The following is a 14,508-nucleotide window of genomic DNA, read 5'->3' as shown; positions in this document are numbered from 1 at the left end:
GAGATGCTGCCGTATGCCTGCTCCGATCGGTTCCCTCTCCCGCTCGCGGGAGAGGGTTAGGGTGAGGGAAAACCCTTAAATCATCCCCCACACCAGCCACGTCAGCGCGAAACCGCTCAGCCCCATCACCGTAGTCAACACCGTCCACGTCTTCAGGCCATCAGCTACCGACAGGCCCAAATAGCGCGTCACCACCCAGAACCCCGCATCATTCACGTGCGACAACCCCAAGCCGCCGAAACAGGCCGCCAGCGTTACCAGCACGCGCTGCATATCCGTTACATCGCCCACCGCCTGGCTTAGCAAACCACTGGTGGTTAAAATGGCGACCGTTGCCGATCCCTGCGACGCACGTAGCGCCAGTGACAAAATAAACGCAGCTGGCACCAGCGGCAGATGCAAGGTTTCCAGCGTCAGCGCCAGCGCTTTGCCCACACCCGACTCCACCAGAACCTTACCAAAGGCACCGCCCGCACCCGCCACCAGAATAACGCTGGCAGAGCTGGGAATCGCACGTCCGGTGAGGTCTTCTAACTTCTCTTTGCTCCAGCCGCGACGCACGCCAAGCAGCCACGCCGCCAGTCCCAGCGCAATCAGCAGTGCAATCGCTGGCGTCCCAATCACCGTCATCACCGAACGCAGCGTGCTGCCTTCTGCTAACGTGGTGTGTGCTACCGTTCCCATCACGATCAACAGAATCGGCACGACAATCAGGCCGGTAATGGTTAGCGCACCCGGCGGTGGCGCGTCGTTTTTCGGCTTGCCTTCCGGCTTCGCCAGCTGCAACTGCTCCAGCACATCGACGGAAAGGTGATATTGACGCAGGTTCATCGCTTTTGCGACGTAGTAACCGACGATACCGACCGGAATCGAGATCAGGATACCGAGCATCATCAGCCAGCCCATGTCGGTATGCAAAATCCCTGCAGCCGCTGCCGCGCCCGGATGCGTTGGCAGCGCTACGTGCACCGTCAGCATCACGCCCGCCATTGGCAAGCCAAACTTCAGCGGTGATACGCGTGCCACTTTGGTGAAGCCATAAATCAACGGAATCACGATGATGAAGCCAACTTCGAAGAACACCGGAATACCGAGGATAAACGCCGCCATGGTCAGCGCCGCCACGGTACGCTTGATGCCCAGCGATTTACTGAAGCGTTGTGCCAGCGACTCCGCACCGCCCGAGGCTTCAATCACTGCGCCGAGCATCGCCCCCAGCACGATGATAATGGTGATATGCCCCAGCAAGTTACCCATCCCGCTAAAGATGGTTTCCATGATTTTGTCGGCGGGAATGCCAGTGGCAATCGCCACCAGCAGGCTGACAATCAGCAGCGCCACAAAGGGGTGAACTTTGGTTTTAATCACCAGCAACAGCAAAATCACGATGCTGGCGGTAGCGATAGCTAACAACAACGCGGTTGACATGATAATCCTCTATTTTATAAGTATTTTTAGGGTACAGCTTTCTCTGGTATTGGCAGATTCAGATATGACTTATCCAACACAGCGGATAGGCCGCTGCGTTGGCGATAAACAAGAATTTATTTGGCGTAAGGCGCGAACCAGCCAAGGCCCGCTTCGGTGCGGCCACGCGGGATATATTCACATCCCACCCAACCGTCGTAGCCCACTTCATCCAGCAGGTTAAACAGATAGGAATAGTTGATTTCGCCTTCATCCGGTTCGTGACGGTGCGGCGCAGAAGCAATCTGGATATGGCGATAACGACCGGCGTATTCGCGAATCAGATGCGTCAGATTGCCGTCCACCAACTGCGCATGGAACAGATCGAGCTGGGTAAAAACGTTGGGCCGATCGATACGCGCCATCATCGCCAGCGTCTGATACTGGCTGGCGTAGAGATAATTCGGCTTAGTGACTGGATTAAGCGCTTCCAGCAGCAGGCGAATGCCGTGCGGCGCAAAACGCTCGGCGGCATAGTGCATGTTACGCACGAAAGTCTCTTCATAGGCTGCACGATCGGCACCGTTTGGCACCGTTGCCGCCATCACATGCACCTGCTGGCAGTTGAGCGCCAGCGCATACTCCAGCGCCCGATCGATATCGGCACGCGCTTCCTGTTCACGGCCCGGAATAGCGGAAACGCCCCACTCGCCCGCCTGCACGTTGCCTGCGGCGGTGTTAAACAGCACCAGTTCCAGCTGATGTTTTTCCAGCTCGGCTTTAATCACCTCGGCCGGAAACTCATACGGGAACAGGAATTCAACGGCGCGAAAACCGGCGTTGGCCGCGGCGGCAAAGCGTTCGATAAACGGCAGCTCACCGAACTGCGTTGATAAATTGGCTGCAAACTTAGGCATTAGAAATTCCTCAATTCCGCGACTTCGCTATCGGTCAGATAACGAATCGAGCGGTCGCCGAGCGTAAACATCAGGCGCGCGGTCTCTTCCAGTTCTTCAGTGTTATTGGCGGCTTCGCGCAGGGATTTGCCCACCACCACCGGACCATGATTGGCCAGCAGGAAGGCGTTATAGCGCGAGGCCAGATTGGCCAGATCGTCTGCCAGGCGCTGATCGCCCGGCTTGTAATACGGCACCACCGGCACATCGCCGACGCGCATCACCACATACGGCGTGAACGGACGAATACAGTTCTCGCTGTCGAGATTGTTGAGGCAGGAGAGCGCCGTCAGATAGTGGCTGTGCAGATGCACCACCGCTTTGCACGCGGGATTGTTCAGGTAGAGCGCGCGGTGAAAAGCCACCTCTTTCGACGGCTTGTCGCCGGAGATCCATTCGCCCTGAATCGTCACTTTCGACAGGCGATCGGCCTGCAGCTCGCCGAGGCAGGAGCCGGTTGGCGTCGCCAGCAAGTTGCCATCCTCCAGCAGCAGCGACAAATTGCCCGCTGAACCGGTGGCGTAACCGCGCTGAAAGAAGGACGCGCCGAGCTGTACCATTTCTTCGCGTGCTTGTTGTTCCGTCATGCTGAAAACTCCTGTTGTGCGCGGGCAAAGAACTGTTCGTCGCCAAAGTTGCCGGATTTCAGCGCCAGCGACAGCGGCTGATGGATATCGCGCACCCACGGCACGCCCGGCGAAATCATTGGGCCAATGTGGAATGCGGTGACGCCAAGGCTTTGTGCCACCACGCCCGAGGTTTCACCACCGGCGACGATAAAGCGCTGCCAGCCACGGCTTTTCAGCTCCCGCGTTACCGCAGCAAACAGCTGCTCAACCGCTTCACTGCTGCGCGCCGCGCCGTATTGCTGCTGAATCGCCTGCAGCTGCTGCGCATCGGCGGTAGCAAACAGCAAGGGCGCCAGATCGGGCTGATGATGCGCTTCCACCCAATCACATAGTTCCTGTGCATAGCTTTCAGCGTTATCGAGGCAGCGCTCCACCAACACTTCGTGCGATGGCGCTAGCTGGCGATACGCCTGCACCTGACGATTGGTCATCTGCGAGCAGGAGCCCGAGATCACCACCGCGCGCTCGCCTTGTGGACGTCCGGCTTGTTCAGCGTCGCTATTCTGCTGCTGCGTCGCCCAGGCGCGGGCGATACCGATCGCTAATCCTGAACCGCCCGTCACCAGACACATTTCTTTCAACGCTTCGCCCTGCGTCAGCAGATGCTGCTCGTGCAGCGCGTCCAGCACCACATAGTTGATGCCCTGCGCCTTCAAGGTATCCAGCTGGGCACGCACCGCATCGGCACCTTGATCCAGCTGAGTCGCGTTGATCACCGCCGCCTTGCCCTTAGCCTGACGCGTCATTAAACGCACCAGATTGCTGTCGGTCATTGGCGTTACCGGATGGTGGCGCATGCCCGATTCGGACAGCAGCTGATCGGCGACAAACAGATAGCCCTGATACACCGTACGACCGTTAACCGGCAGCGATGGCGAGATCACCGTTTGCGTTTCGCCTAACGCCGCCAGCAACGCATCAGTAACCGGACCGATATTGCCCAGCTCGGTGCTGTCGAAGGTGGAGCAATATTTGAAGTAAAAACGATCGCAGCCCTGCTGTTGCAGCCACTTCAGCGCCGCCAGCGACTGATCGATCGCCTGATGCGTCGGGCAAGAGCGCGACTTCAGGCTGATCACTATCACCTGCGCGCTCAGCTCGTCATGACTTTCCGGCACCCCGTTGAACTGAATGGTCGGCAGACCGTTTTGCACCAGGAAGCTGGCGATGTCGGTCGCTCCGGTAAAATCGTCTGCAATGACGCCTAAACGCATGATTACTGCTCCTTCGCCTGCGGCAGCGTGATGCCGCTGAAGATCTTGATCACCGCGCTATCATCTTCACGACCGTGACCGGCGTTGCTGGCTTCGGTAAACATGTTGAGCGCAGTGGAGGCCAGCGGCAGCGGGAAGTGCAGCGACTTGGCGGTGTCCGCCACCAGATTGAGATCTTTAACGAAGATATCGACTGCTGATTTCGGCGAATAATCGCCATCCACCACGTGACGCATGCGGTTCTCAAACATCCACGAGTTACCGGCGGCGTTGGTGACCACGTCATACATGGTATCGAGTGGAATACCGGCGCGGGCGGCCAGCGCCATCGCTTCAGCGCCCACGGCAATGTGCACGCCCGCCAGCAGCTGGTGAATGATTTTGACGGTTGAGCCGAGACCGATTTCGCTGCCCACGCGATAGACTTTCGCCGCCACCGCATCCAGCACCGGCTTCAGCAGGGCAAAAGCTTCGTCGCTGCCGGAGGCCATCACGGTCATCTCGCCAACCGCTGCTTTAGCTGCGCCGCCGGAAACCGGGGCATCCAGCATCAGCAACTGATGCTGCGCCAGCTGTTGTTCAATCGCCTGCGCATCCTGTGAAGAGATGGTAGAAGAGACCATTACCACGGTGCCGGGCTTGAGCTGCGCCGCCACGCCGTTTTCACCAAACAGAATCGCTTTAACCTGCGCGGCGTTGACCACCAGCAACAGCACCGCATCGAGTTCGGCGGCAAAGCGGGCAGCGGAGGTTTGCGCATCACGCGCACCGGCCTGACGCAGGGTTTCCAGCGCCTGCGGATTGAGATCAACACCCCAGGTATTTAATCCTGCACGGATGCAAGACTGCGCTGCACCCATGCCCATGGAACCTAAACCAATCACGCCGATGTTATTCACGGTTGCTGACACAGCAAACCTCCATTGTTAATTTAAGTGATAATTTGTTCATTGGTGTTAAGTCTGCCGCAGTCAGTGGCGAATAAACGTGCGTTATCTCACAAAAATTAACTTCACCGCGCAACGCTTAACAGGGATTCACAGGCGGAGTTTAGCGCGCCGCACCCAGCTGATACGGGATTTCTGCTTACATATCGGGAAGATAAATTGTGCTGCGAGCTGTGAATCGATGATCTACAATGTGAAAAAATGATAATTCAGGGAGAGCAATGTGATTCCGGTTGAACGTCATCAACAAATTTTAGCGCTGGTTGGCGAACGCGGCGTGGTCAGCATTGCCGAGCTGACTGAGCGGTTGGGTGTGTCGCATATGACGATTCGTCGCGATGTGCAGAAGCTGGAAGAGCAAGGTGCAGTATTGTCTGTTTCGGGCGGCGTGCGCTCGGCGGATCGCCTGGCGGCGGAGCCGTCGCATCTGGCGAAAACCAATATGTACAGCGGCGAGAAGATGGCGATTGGTCAGTATGCCGCACGTCATATTCCGCGCAATAGCTGCATCTATCTCGATGCCGGCACCACCACACTGGCGCTGGCGCGTGAGTTAGTAGAGCGTGATGACTTGCTGGTGGTGACCAATGATTTCGTGATTGCGCGCCTGCTGATGGAGAGCAGCGGCTGCAAACTGATTCACACCGGCGGCACGGTGTGTCGTGAGAACCGTTCCAGCGTCGGTGAAGCCGCTGCACGTAGTTTGCGCCAGCTGGCGATCGATATCGCATTTATCTCCGCGTCCTGCTGGGGCCCGCGCGGACTGTATACGCCGGATGAGGATAAAGTGCCGGTCAAGCAGGCGGCGAGCGATGTCAGTAGTAAGCGCGTATTGCTAAGCGACAGTTCGAAGTACAACAAGATTGCGACGCATCTGGCATTGCCGCTGGAGCGCTTTGATACGTTGATTACGGATGCGGAGTTGAGTAAAGCGGGACGCGAAGCGTTGAGTGCGGGGAGTTGGGAGTTGGTGTTGGCGAGTTGAGTTTTTATGACTGTGCACGCTGTCCCCCTCCTCGGTCTGTGCTCGCTGTCCCCCTCCTCGGTCCTCCCCCATAAATGGGGGAGGAAGATGCTGCTATATGCTAGATCAGGCGTTGCATGTGGCAGCGTCTCCTTCCCCCGCTTGCGGGGGAAGGCCGGGATGGGGGACAGCGACGTCGATCAAATCACACTTCTTCGCTGAACTGCGGAACCGGGTTGCGGAAGGTGCGGGTAACAAACGCGAGGTAAATAATACCAATCGCTGCCCACACCAGGCCGAGCACCATTGAGGTCTCTTCCAGATTAATCCACAACGCACCGACTGTCAGGGCACCCATCACCGGCAGCACCAGATAGTTGAGGTGATCTTTCAGCGTCTTGTTACGCTTCTCACGGATCCAGAACTGCGCAATCACCGACAGGTTCACAAAGGTGAATGCGACCAGCGCACCGAAGTTAATCAGCGCAGTTGCGGTGACCAGGTCGAAGTTGATTGCCAGCAGCGCCACACCGCCTACCAGCAGCACGTTCAGTGACGGCGTGCGGTAAGTCGGGTGAATAAAGCCAAAGAAACGCTGTGGGAATACGCCATCACGGCCCATCACGTACATCAGACGCGAAACGCCTGCGTGCGCCGCCATACCGGATGCCAGCACCGTCACCACCGAGAAGATCAGAATGCCAATCTGCAGCGCTTTACCCGCCACGAACAGCATGATCTCTGGCTGTGAAGAGTCCGGATTGGTGAAGCGTGAAATGTCCGGGAAGTACAGCTGCAGGAAGTATGAGACACCGATAAAGATCACACCACCAATCAGCGCGGTGAGGAAAATCGCGCGCGGGATAGTGCGTTCAGCATCTTTGGTCTCTTCTGACAGCGAACTGATACCGTCAAAGCCGAGGAACGAGAAGCAAAGAATGGTCGCACCGGTAATCATCGGTACCACATGTGCGTTCTCAGACCAGAACGGTTTGCTGCTGGTCAAGGTTCCTGCGCCAACACCGTGTGCCACACCGTAAATCACCATGCCGGTGATCACTACCATCACCACCACTTGCAGCACCACGATCACGCTGTTGAAGTTGGCAACGGTTTTGATTCCACGCAGGTTAGAGATGGTCATAAAGGCCACCAGCAGCACCACGAAAATCCACGACGGAATGCCCGGTACCAGCGTCTCAAAGTAGCTTTTCGCCAGCAGGATGTTGATCATCGGCATGAACAAGTAGTCCAGCAGTGATGACCAGCCCACCATAAAGCCGACGTGCGGACTGATTGCCTTCTGAGCATAGGTGTAAGCGGAGCCCGCAGATGGGAAGCGGCGTACCAGCTTGCCGTAGCTCACGGCAGTAAACAGAATCGCGATCAGGGCGAAAGCATAAGCGGTTGCGACGTGGCCGTCGGTCAATCCAGACACGATACCGAAGGTATCAAACAGGGTCATTGGCTGCATATACGCCAGGCCCATCATGACAACCGGGATCAAGGTCAGGGATTTTTTCAGGTGTGCACGCTGAGGTGCGGCAGAGGTGTTAAGCGACATTGTTCAGGCCCCCGCAGACGACAACCGCGATCGGTTGGGCTACAGGGCTACTGCGCAATTTGCTGCAGTGAGAAGTGATATAAGAGTTTGCGATTGTCGCGGCGCCGTAGTCATCACGGAAGCGAGAACCAGCCTGCGCTGGTGCAATGTTAAACAGTCCCATCTTTGTTTTCCTCAAATCTCACGCACAAGCGTGTTTGTCAGTATCTATCTATCCGGATGCGTGTCCGGCCTCGTTTGAAAGTCAGTGAGTACATCATGCAAAAAAATAACCGACGGGATAAGCGTCGGTTATGTTTCTCATTTTGCAGGGCGCGTATTTTGCCCCAACTTATGCCATCGGCACAAGACGTTAGATCAAATCTTCCTGCGTCAGGCGTTCTTCAGCATCCAGTCGATTTCTGTTGAGGTGATTAAGCGCTCAAACTGCATCAATTCATACTGTTTGCAGCTGTGCCACACCCCGCTGAAACGCTCGCCCAACAGCTTCTGCAGCGGGTAGCTATTCTCGAATTCATACAGCGCATCGCTCTGCCGAATCGGTAATGCCAGCCCTTCTGCTTCATGTCCATTGCCCTGCACCGGATGCGGTAAGGGTAGCTGATTATCCAGACCGTGCAAAATACCGGCAAGAATAGTTGACACCACCAGATAGGGATTTGCATCCGCGCCAGCCACGCGATACTCAATGCGATGGTTATCCGCATCGCCACAAGGCACGCGCAACGCCACCGTGCGGTTGTTATGTCCCCACGATGCCTGTAATGGCACATAAGCTTCCGGCAGAAAGCGACGATAGGCGTTCACGTTCGGCGCCAGCAGCGCCATTGAGGCTGGCATCAGATCGATCATGCCCGCCAGCGCACGTTTCATCAGCGGCGAATCGCTACCGTCATCCAGTGCGAAGGCGTTGTGATCGGCGGCATCCAGCATGCTGATGTGCACATGCATGCCGCTGCCCGCGTACTCTTCGTAAGGTTTAGCCATGAATGTGGCGGTCATGCCGTGATTTTCCGCCACCTGACGCACCAGCCGTTTCAGCTGAATGGCGTGGTCGCAGGCTTTCAGCACGTCGCGCGTATGATGAAGATTAATTTCGAACTGACCGGGCGAAGCTTCCGCTAGTGCGCCATCGGCGGGAATGCCTTGCAGCTTGGCTAAATGGTCGATATCCCGCAGCACGTCGGCGAAGTGATCGAGATTATCCACCGAATAGACCTGGCTCTGCATATTGCGTTCATCACTGCCCGGCGAACACGGCGGCTGAATAAAACCTTCGGCATCGCGCTTTTTATCCACCAGATAGAACTCCAGCTCTACCGCTACCACCGGGAACAATCCTCGATTGCGCAGCTGTTGCCACAGCCGATTGAGGACATTACGGGGTTCAACGTCAAAGGGAGTGCCATCTTGGTTACACATGGTCAGCAACAGCTGGGCGATATGCGAGGGATCGGCGGCAGAAGGAATTAAGGTTCCGGGAACCGGCATGCAGAGGTGGTCGGGTTCGCCCAGTGACTGACCAAGTCCGGCGTCTTCGACGGTATTACCGAGAATATCCATCGCGAAAACGGAGGCCGGGAAGTAACACCCTTTTTCCAGTTTTGCCAATGCGGAGATGGGAATGCGTTTACCGCGAAATACCCCATTTAAATCATTAAGAAGAATATCGACATATTGCGTTTCAGGATGGCGTTCCAGCCAGGTTTTGACCTCCAGCTGGAACGCGCTTGTTCGTTTCTCTTCACTGTGTCGTGTGAAGTCTTCTACTTCTACGAGGTTCGTCATGATCCCACCCGCCCTTTACCGTTTAATATTGGTGCGCGTAATGCTCAAAATAACAGCCACTCCTCTAACATAGCTCTAACGCAAAAAGTGTGCAAATGTAACAAATCTGTTTGAGGAATGAACGATCGGTTGCTAGATTGACAAAATATTGCACACTTTACAGGCCAGCCGCGCATTTCCGGCGAAAATATTGAACAGCAACGCGGAGACGTTATGGGCATTATTTTTGACAAGCCCTTGATTGGCGTAGTGATGTGCCAGAACTTAATCGGCAACCATCCGGGGCAAACGGTTCACAACAAATATCTCGACGCTATCGTGCTCGCCGGTGGCGTGCCGCTGCCATTGCCGCATCAACTGATGCAGGCGCCTCATCTATTAGAAAACAGTATGACCGTGCTGGATGGCATTTTGCTGACCGGCAGCCCCAGCAACATCGAACCCTGGCATTACGGCGAAGACGGTAAAGAAGCGCATGCCGATCCGGCGCGCGATCGCCTCGCCTTCGGGCTTATCACACATGCGATCGGTAAAAAGATGCCGATGTTCGGCATCTGTCGTGGCCTGCAGGAGCTGGTGGTGGCCAACGGCGGTGCGCTGCATCGCCAGCTGCATATGACGAATCTATTCAAGGAACACCGCGAAAACGATGCGCTGTCGCTGGATGAGCAATATGCGCCGGTGCATGACGTGCTGCCAGAAGTGGATGGCGTGCTGAGCCAACTGCTGGGCAGCGCCGAACCCTTTGCGGTCAATTCGCTGCACGGACAAGGCATTCGCGAAACCGGCCCGCTGCTGCGCGTGGAAGCGCGCGCACCCGACGGACTGATTGAAGCCGTTAGTTTGCCAAAGCACCCTTTCGCCCTTGCGGTGCAATGGCATCCGGAGTGGCATTCCGACCGCGATCCGATCTCGCGCCGTTTGTTTACGGCCTTTATCCACGCCGCTGTCTGTTATCACAAGGAAAAACAGCCATGAATGATGCCACTCTGGCACCCGGACGTCGCTTATCGCAGATCCGGCAGGAGTTGGGATTGTCTCAGCGTCGCGTCGCTGAGTTATCAGGTTTAACGCACAGTGCCATTAGCACCATCGAACAGGACAAAGTGAGCCCGGCCGTCAGCACCTTACAAAAGCTGCTGAAAGTTTACGGGTTATCGCTGTCGGAGTTTTTCTCCGAACCCAAAATCAATGCCACGCCGCGCGTGATTGTGCGCCCGGAAGAGTGCGTGGAGATCGGCAGCCTTGGCGTATCGCTGATGCTGATCGATAACGGTGCCGCGCGACGCGCGCTGGCGATGCTGCTGGAGCGTTATGAACCCGGCGCCAGCACCGGCGAGAAGTTACGCCATCCGGGTGAGGAAACCGGCACGGTGCTGGAGGGTGAAATCACGTTGGTGGTGAATGGCCAGAGTTACCATCTCTATCGCGGTGAAAGCTATGTAATTGATACCGGCTTGCCGCACAGTTTTACCAATACCTCAGATCAGCCGTGTCGCATTGTTAGCGCGCATACGCCCGCCAATTTCTAAGGTTTCGCGCTTAAGGAGGATGTAATGCAACATGTGGGAAGTTATTACGCCGCTACCGCCAACGCGCATGAGCCGTGGCCGGAGCTGCAAGAATCAGTTCAATGCGATGTTTGCATTATCGGCGGCGGATTTACCGGACTTTCGTCCGCGCTGTTTCTCACCGAAGCAGGTTACGACGTGGTGCTGCTTGAAGCGGCGAAAATCGGCTTTGGCGCCAGCGGCCGCAATGGCGGCCAGGTCGTCAACTCCTACAGCCGTGACGTGGATGTGATTGAGCAGCGCTACGGCAAGCAAACTGCACAAATGCTCGGCAGCATGATGTTTGAAGGCGCGGAGATCATTCGCGATCGCATCGACCGATATGCCATCGCCTGCGACTATCGTCCTGGCGGCATTTTCGCCGCACTGAATCAGCGGCAAATGGGCCATCTGCGCAGCCAAAAAGCACTGTGGGCGCGCTACGGTAATCACGATTTGGAATTGCTCGACGAACGTGGCATTCGGCGCGAAGTGGCGACCGATCGCTACGTCGGTGGCTTGCTGGATAAACGCGGCGGCCATCTGCATCCGCTTAATCTGGCGCTGGGTGAAGCCGAAGCGATTCGCCGTCACGGCGGACGCATTTATGAGCAGTCAGCGGCGATTGAAGTGAAATACGGCGCACCGCATCGCATAAAAACCGCTAAGGGCGAAGTCAGCGCCACCTTCGTGATTTTTGCCGGCAACGCCTATTTGCCGTCGCAGCTTGAACCGCGCCTGACGCGCAAAAGCATGCCGTGCGGCTCGCAGATCGTCACCACCGAACCTTTAACGCGCGATCAGGCGCTGGGTTTGCTGCCGAACAATTACTGCGTTGAAGATTGTAACTACCTTCTGGATTATTTCCGCCTCACCGCCGATAACCGCCTGCTCTACGGCGGCGGCGTGGTGTATGGCGCGCGCGAGCCGGATGACATTGAAGCGCTGATTCGTCCCAAGCTACTGCGCACCTTTCCGCAATTGCGGGATATCAAAATCAGCCACCGCTGGAGCGGCAATTTCCTGCTTACGCTGTCGCGCATGCCGCAGTTTGGCCAGGTTGAGAAGAATGCGTTCTTTATGCAGGGCGACAGCGGGCATGGCGTGACCTGTACGCATCTTTCGGGGAAGTTGATTGCTGAAGTGTTGCGTGGGCATGCGGAGAGATTTGATGCGTTCGCGAAATTGCCACATCTGCCGTTTCCAGGTGGGAGACGGTTTAAGGTGCCGCTCACCGCGATGGGAGCGGCTTGGTATGCGCTGAGGGATCGGTTTGGGGTTTGATCTGCTGCGTGCTGATGCCCTGACCCCAGCCCTCTCCCACAGGGAGAGGGAGCAAAACATTCCCTCGCCCGCTTGCGGGAGAGGGTTAGGGTGAGGGGAAAATCACTCCAGCGGCATTTTCATCGGGTCATCATAGGTGTACTCAAACCCCAGCTCATTAGCGATTTTCGAGCCATCAATCACCTTCCCGTTAGAACGCTCCGGCTCCGCCACAAACGTCGGCGGCTCCAGCCCCAGCTGCTTCGACACGCTGGGATAAAAGCTGTCGCGCGACGGGTGTTTCGATGCACACAGATTGTAAATATGCCCGCCTTTCGGGGTTTGCAGCAGGAGGACAATCGCGTCAACCACATCATCGAGATGCACCAGATTGACCGCATGACCGCCATTTTCCAGTCCGGTTTTGCCCGCGAGGAAACGACCTGGATGACGATTCGGTCCTACTAATCCGGCGAGGCGCACAATATCCACGCTGGTGCCGGGCAGATCGTACAGCCAGTTCTCCAGCTCCACCAGCGTTTTGCCCGCTATAGTTTCCGGCTGCAGCGGGCTGGTCTCTTTCATTACCCCTTCTCTACTGCCGTACACCGACGAAGAACTGGTGAAAATGATGCGCGGCACTTTCTTCGCTAGCGCGGTGTCCACCACGTTCTGCACCGCCTGCATGTAATCTTCACCGCCTTTTACCGTGCGACTGGCGGGCAAGGTCACCACCAGCGCATCGACGGACATCAGCGTATCTAACTCTTCGGCTTCACACTCCAGCTCGGGCGTCAGCACCAGTTGGAAGGCTTCGATGCCACAGCGGCGTGCGGCGTCTACGCCATCCGGCGAGGTTTTACTGCCGGTGACTTGCCAGCCGCGTGCCGTTAGCGCCATCGCCAGCGGCATCCCCAGCCATCCCAGACCTACAATCGCGACCTTTTTCATATCGACTCCTGCTATGGGCTCACACTTCATCTTAGTGCGGCCAGATGTGCCAAACCAGCGCAAACTGTTTCGGGAGATTCCGGAAATTGACGGTTAAAAAAGGGTTGCCAATTGTCACCATCTTCGTTAGGTTATTCAGCACGCAAATGAATACTCATTCAGCAACGGAATTTACTATGACACGCGTTCAGTTCAACCACCATCATCACCATCATCCTGACTAGTCTTTCAGGCGATGTGTGCTGGGAGACGATTAGGATCTTCCAGTGGTGCGAACGCAAAGAGAGCCCCCGGAAGATCATCTTCCGGGGGTTTTTTTATGGGCGAACGCAAACCAACACGTTCAGACAGGATTGAATAAGAGGACAGGAACCATGTTAGATAACACCCGTATTCGCATAGCTATGCAGAAATCTGGCCGTTTAAGTGATGAATCTCGTGAACTGCTGGCACGCTGCGGTATCAAAATCAACCTTCAGCAACAGCGTCTGATTGCGTTTGCGGAGAACATGCCGATCGACATCCTGCGTGTGCGCGATGACGATATTCCTGGCCTGGTGATGGATGGCGTCGTCGATCTCGGTATCGTCGGTGAAAACGTGCTGGAAGAGGAGCTGCTGAACCGTCGTGCTCAGGGCGAAGATCCGCGTTACTTCACGCTGCGTCGTCTGGATTTCGGCGGTTGTCGCCTGTCGCTGGCAATGCCGGTTGATGAAGAGTACACCGGCCCGCAATGCCTGAATAACGCCCGCATCGCCACATCTTATCCACACCTGCTGAAGAAATACCTCGATAAACAAGGCGTCGCCTTCAAATCCTGTCTGCTGAACGGTTCTGTTGAAGTTGCACCACGCGCTGGCCTGGCCGATGCGATTTGTGACCTGGTTTCAACCGGCGCCACGCTGGAAGCTAACGGTCTGCGCGAAGTCGAAGTGATCTACCGTTCTAAAGCGGTGCTGATTCAGCGCGACGGCGAACTGCCGGCCGCCAAGCAAGAGCTGGTCGACAAAATGATGACGCGTATTCAGGGCGTGATTAAAGCGCGTGAATCCAAGTACATCATGCTGCACGCGCCAAGCGAGCGTCTGGATGAAGTGATTGCGCTGCTGCCGGGCGCGGAGCGTCCAACCGTGCTGCCGCTGGCCGGTGATGTCAGCCGCGTGGCAATGCACATGGTCAGCAGCGAAACGCTGTTCTGGGAAACCATGGAAAAACTGAAGTCGCTGGGTGCCAGCTCGATCCTCGTGCTGCCAATCGAAAAAATGTTGGAGTAAC

Annotated in this window: 14 protein-coding genes and 1 other annotated feature; of the genes, 6 read left to right on the top strand and 8 right to left on the bottom strand. The window is 56.4% G+C overall.

Going from position 1 to position 14,508, the window contains the following annotated elements; all coding sequences use genetic code 11:
• Positions 1-75 precede the first annotated feature (75 nt).
• The 5 genes from PanJK_RS20170 to ltnD all read right to left on the bottom strand — a co-directional run bounded on the left by PanJK_RS20170 (position 76) and on the right by ltnD (position 5,117).
• Entirely contained in the window at positions 76-1,428 is a 1,353-nt protein-coding gene (locus PanJK_RS20170; RefSeq protein WP_061717692.1) for a GntP family transporter, read from the bottom strand.
• A gap of 116 nt (positions 1,429-1,544) precedes the next feature.
• Positions 1,545-2,324: an HPr family phosphocarrier protein gene (locus PanJK_RS20165; protein ID WP_265302419.1), complete on the bottom strand. Its 780-nt coding sequence runs from the start codon at positions 2,322-2,324 to the stop codon at positions 1,545-1,547.
• Entirely contained in the window at positions 2,324-2,950 is a 627-nt protein-coding gene (locus PanJK_RS20160) for an aldolase (protein ID WP_265302416.1), read from the bottom strand. Before PanJK_RS20160 ends, PanJK_RS20165 begins: the two co-directional genes overlap by 1 nt.
• Complete coding sequence (otnK, locus tag PanJK_RS20155) at positions 2,947-4,206, bottom strand: 3-oxo-tetronate kinase (RefSeq protein ID WP_321161866.1); 1,260 nt, start codon at positions 4,204-4,206, stop codon at positions 2,947-2,949. Before otnK ends, PanJK_RS20160 begins: the two co-directional genes overlap by 4 nt.
• Positions 4,207-4,208: 2 nt before the next feature.
• Positions 4,209-5,117 (bottom strand): L-threonate dehydrogenase, encoded by a 909-nt coding sequence (gene ltnD, locus PanJK_RS20150; protein ID WP_101763402.1) that lies wholly within the window; start codon positions 5,115-5,117, stop codon positions 4,209-4,211.
• A 259-nt stretch (positions 5,118-5,376) separates the two neighbouring features.
• Between ltnD and ygbI the strand changes: the two genes are divergently transcribed.
• A complete protein-coding gene (ygbI, locus tag PanJK_RS20145) occupies positions 5,377-6,138 on the top strand; it encodes a DNA-binding transcriptional repressor YgbI (RefSeq protein WP_061717696.1) in 762 nt (253 codons plus the stop codon).
• A gap of 184 nt (positions 6,139-6,322) precedes the next feature.
• On the opposite strand, the gene PanJK_RS20140 is transcribed toward ygbI, so the two are convergent.
• Together PanJK_RS20140 and PanJK_RS20135 are read right to left on the bottom strand one after the other, a co-directional pair.
• Complete coding sequence (locus PanJK_RS20140) at positions 6,323-7,681, bottom strand: APC family permease (RefSeq protein WP_256696823.1); 1,359 nt, start codon at positions 7,679-7,681, stop codon at positions 6,323-6,325.
• Positions 7,682-8,053: 372 nt separating this feature from the next.
• Positions 8,054-9,469 (bottom strand): glutamine synthetase family protein, encoded by a 1,416-nt coding sequence (locus tag PanJK_RS20135; RefSeq protein ID WP_414858956.1) that lies wholly within the window; start codon positions 9,467-9,469, stop codon positions 8,054-8,056.
• A gap of 213 nt (positions 9,470-9,682) precedes the next feature.
• On the opposite strand from PanJK_RS20135, the gene puuD reads away from it, so the two are divergent.
• The 3 genes from puuD to PanJK_RS20120 are packed head-to-tail and all read left to right on the top strand — an operon-like array spanning position 9,683 to position 12,303.
• The gene (gene puuD / locus PanJK_RS20130; RefSeq protein WP_265302412.1) at positions 9,683-10,447 is read left to right on the top strand and encodes a gamma-glutamyl-gamma-aminobutyrate hydrolase; all 765 of its coding nucleotides are present in this window, start codon (positions 9,683-9,685) and stop codon (positions 10,445-10,447) included.
• The gene (gene puuR / locus PanJK_RS20125) at positions 10,444-11,001 is read left to right on the top strand and encodes an HTH-type transcriptional regulator PuuR (protein ID WP_008104818.1); all 558 of its coding nucleotides are present in this window, start codon (positions 10,444-10,446) and stop codon (positions 10,999-11,001) included. Before puuD ends, puuR begins: the two co-directional genes overlap by 4 nt.
• Before the next feature lie 24 nt (positions 11,002-11,025).
• Positions 11,026-12,303 carry an NAD(P)/FAD-dependent oxidoreductase gene (locus PanJK_RS20120; RefSeq protein ID WP_265302409.1) on the top strand — a complete coding sequence of 426 codons (1,278 nt, stop codon included), beginning with the start codon at positions 11,026-11,028 and terminating at the stop codon, positions 12,301-12,303.
• Positions 12,304-12,405: 102 nt separating this feature from the next.
• Here the strand turns inward: PanJK_RS20120 and PanJK_RS20115 are convergent, their stop codons facing one another.
• A complete protein-coding gene (locus PanJK_RS20115) occupies positions 12,406-13,233 on the bottom strand; it encodes an SDR family oxidoreductase (RefSeq protein WP_265302406.1) in 828 nt (275 codons plus the stop codon).
• A gap of 176 nt (positions 13,234-13,409) precedes the next feature.
• On the opposite strand from PanJK_RS20115, the gene hisL reads away from it, so the two are divergent.
• Both hisL and hisG read left to right on the top strand, forming a co-directional pair.
• Positions 13,410-13,457, top strand: a complete 48-nt coding sequence (gene hisL, locus PanJK_RS20110; protein ID WP_100396937.1) for a his operon leader peptide — start codon at positions 13,410-13,412, stop codon at positions 13,455-13,457.
• Positions 13,433-13,554 (top strand) — a sequence feature (His leader region). (Overlaps the previous gene by 25 nt.)
• A gap of 53 nt (positions 13,555-13,607) precedes the next feature.
• Entirely contained in the window at positions 13,608-14,507 is a 900-nt protein-coding gene (gene hisG / locus PanJK_RS20105; RefSeq protein ID WP_008104821.1) for an ATP phosphoribosyltransferase, read from the top strand.
• Position 14,508 lies beyond the last annotated feature (1 nt).

Source organism: Pantoea sp. JK, from assembly GCF_026130245.1.
GTDB lineage: Bacteria > Pseudomonadota > Gammaproteobacteria > Enterobacterales > Enterobacteriaceae > Pantoea > Pantoea trifolii.
Note: the sequence above shows the minus strand (reverse complement) of the source record. Positions and strands in the feature narration are given on the sequence as shown.